At 52.4% G+C, this 3185-nt stretch carries 3 protein-coding genes; 2 read left to right on the forward strand and 1 reads right to left on the reverse strand.

Translation table 11 applies throughout. The features are described from left to right. Window positions 1–233 precede the first annotated feature (233 nt). On the reverse strand, window positions 234–632 hold the full coding sequence (locus tag K0778_RS25350; protein ID WP_106645285.1) for a hypothetical protein: 399 nt from the start codon (window positions 630–632) through the stop codon (window positions 234–236). A 176-nt stretch (window positions 633–808) separates the two neighbouring features. On the opposite strand from K0778_RS25350, the gene K0778_RS25355 reads away from it, so the two are divergent. Further along, on the forward strand, window positions 809–1735 hold the full coding sequence (locus K0778_RS25355) for a MobA/MobL family protein (protein WP_014342223.1): 927 nt from the start codon (window positions 809–811) through the stop codon (window positions 1733–1735). A gap of 2 nt (window positions 1736–1737) precedes the next feature. Then, complete coding sequence (locus K0778_RS25360) at window positions 1738–2271, forward strand: hypothetical protein (RefSeq protein WP_000168772.1); 534 nt, start codon at window positions 1738–1740, stop codon at window positions 2269–2271. Window positions 2272–3185 lie beyond the last annotated feature (914 nt).

Here is a 3185-nt window from a genome sequence, read left to right on the forward strand (position 1 = left end):
TACGCCCTTTGCGGGGTGGGGGGGGAGTTTGCCGGTTCCTCAGAACGCTCACCAACCAGCATATGGCACAGCCCCCTGCCGCACCGCAATCACAGACTGCTCTACCGCAAAAAAAAAAAAGATCCCCACAGGATCGAGAGAGAGATCACTCCGCTCGCCGCAGCCCCAGCGACCGAACGTAGTGAGCGAGTGGGCGAGGAAGCGGAAGTGAACCGGAACACGGATGGAGGCACTTACGCGTCTGGGTTTGGGGATGTCTCCAGATCGTACTTAATTTCCTTAAGTGCCTGTAATATACTGTCTTTTTTATAGCATAGCTCGCCTGTTTTTGTGTCTACCAGTCCTGCTTCGATCAGTAGCCCAGCCGCGAGAAAGAGTCGGTGATTGCGTTCTCGTCGTTGTTTTTTTCCCTCGATTCGTTTTTGGACCGCCTGTTTTCGTTCGCTCTCCTGTGCCTGTAAGTCGTTTTTTTCCGCTGTTGCCAGTACGTGGAGGAGTTTGCGTTCCTGTTCTGTGAGTCCTGCTTCGTTGTCGAGCAGGTCAATAATCTGTCTCTGTCGTGCGGTCTGTTCTCCGAGCTTCCTGATGAATCCGATCCGTTTCTTCAGCCATTCGATGTTGCTGATGCGCATGTTCGTGGTGCTCCCTGGTGTTTTTTTGCGGTGTGTTGTGGTCGTGCAGTATATCGCTTGCGGTCGGCGGGTGCAGGGGGTATCTTCCGTGCTAATTCGTAAAATTAGAAGGAAGCGCACTTATATGTTTCTCTCCTTCGTCGAGAAACAGTGCGCTCCTGCGGAGGGCTGAAACCGTGGCAACCTATCACCTCAGCGTTAAATTTGGTGGCAAGGGGCAGGCTGCAAACCACGCCGATTACATCGAGCGCAAAGAGAAATACCGCGACCGTCAGGATTTGGAATATTCCGCACACGGAAACATGCCGGAATGGGCGCGAGATAATCCCTCACATTTCTGGCAGGCTGCTGACCAGTTTGAACGTGCGAACGGTTCGACCTATCGGGAACTTGAAATTGCATTACCCCGTGAACTGACAGCGGAACAGCGCCTTGAACTGGTGCAGGATTTTGTACGTCAGGAAGCTGGCGAACGGCACGCCTGGAGTTTTGCCATTCACAATCCGAAAGCGAGCATTGACGGCGGCGAACAGCCTCATGCGCATATCATGATGAGCCAGCGTGTGAATGATGGCATTGAACGTACACCGGAACAGTATTTCCGGCGCTATAACGCCAGGTATCCCGAGCGGGGAGGTGCGAAAAAGGATTCCGGAAGCCTGACTCTCACTCAGCAAAAAGAGCAGTTGCGGGAATTGCGAAAACGCTGGGAGGTGAAGCACAACGAACATATGAGAAAGCATGGCTTTGAAAGGGGCTTCATTGACTGCCGGACGCTGAAAGAACAGGGCATTGAACGACGTCCCGAAGTGCATCTGGGTTTTGAAGCTGCCGGACGGCTTGATGATGCCCAGCGTCATGACATCATGCAAAAACGGTCTGAACCGGACTATTCCCGCCATCTTGAACAGGCGCGAACGGTCGGGTATGACATCAGGGAATGGCTGGACACTCCGGTTAAGCAACATGAACTGGTTAGAAGGCTGCAACATGATGTTGCGCGGGAGCATGGCTTTGACATGAGAGACAGAGTGAGCAGACAGAACCGAACTGAACCTGAACGGGTTAAATCACCGTCACGTGGATTTTCTATGGGATTCTGAACATGGCCAGCACAGAAGAAAAATTACTCACGCTCCTGTTATCGGTGGAGCATCTGCAACATACCGCAATGGAGCAACAGAAAGCTGTTGCTGATTCTCTGGCTGTGGCAAGGGAAACACTTCGCGGATATCGGGATATTTCTGACGGTGTGGCAAAACAGGTCAGGGATGAAGTCAGAAACGAGGTGCAGAAGCTGGATGTTGCAGGGCTGATAGGTGAGCGCATCAGCCAGGATTTTCAGCGGCTGGAAGAGTCAGTCGCAAACATGAAGGCAAACGCGGATGCCCTGAACAGGGATATTGCGACAATTCACAGCAATATCGTGCAGGAATACAACACCCTTAAAGGGTATAGCTGGAAATGGCTGGGTGGGGTGTCAGTGGCTTTTCTGGTTATGTTCTGTGTGCTTGGATGGGGAATGAAAACAATGCTCGACAGGAACTACAACGCCACAGCGGCGGTGTATCAGAAAGTTGTGACACTGGAAGATAAACTGGCGGAGAAACCTGTCACGGGCAAGAGCCGGAAAAACTGACGCGCTTCGCTTGTCCAACGCCTCACGACCCGCGAAAAAATTCCGCGTCCCGTTCACCGTTTTCTGATGAGAAAGTTTGCTGTTTTGACCCGTTCGCCCTTCTGAACGCTCGAAACAGATCGCGCATTGCTTTCGTGAATAGTTATTCAGGCGCGTAAAAACGTTTCTGGTGCGTTTTTGGCTGTTTGGTCGGGTGAAAGTGCGTTTTTTGTAGATTTGATGTGCTATCGCGCTCAAATTGCGTTTTTGGACTTGCTTGTTTCGTTGAAGGCGAGTAGAACGAAAAAAGCCCGCCATTAGGCGAGCTTCTTCGGGTTCATTGAGGTTTTCGACCTCCTCAATGTTCCTGTGGAGTCTGTTGTTCGCAGCGACAGAAACCAGTTCATTCAGTTTGCATGAACCTTCTGTATTCTTCAAGAATTTTCCCGCCGCACAGTCTCCCAGGAATCCCGAAAAAACCTGTTTTTGCAGGCACTTGTTGCGTGTTTGCAAAGGCCGTTTGCGGTTGGGGGGTCAGTGACGACGGCGACCGCACGCGTGAGAATTCCGCTACCGGGGAAGATACTTCATTTTTGAGCGGACGCCTGGGGAGTGGCACAAGTGGTTGAATGTAATGCGCTTATATTGGGTTTTTGCCCTTGGGCGCGGTTCTGGGACCAGTGCCAGCATGTTGGGCGAAATGTCGCGGCGTAGACGCGGGAACATGCAAACGGACGTTCTACCATAGGTCCGTTCCGGTGACGATGGGCGCGGCTCCGGCCAGCATATCGCGCGGGCAAAACTCTTACCCCCTTTTACGCCCTTTGCGGGGTGGGGGGGGAGTTTGCCGGTTCCTCAGAACGCTCACCAACCAGCATATGGCACAGCCCCCTGCCGCACCGCAATCACAGACTGCTCTACCGCAAAAAAAAAAA

This window comes from Escherichia sp. XD33 (assembly GCF_019375075.1).
Lineage (GTDB): Bacteria > Pseudomonadota > Gammaproteobacteria > Enterobacterales > Enterobacteriaceae > Enterobacter > Enterobacter flexneri_A.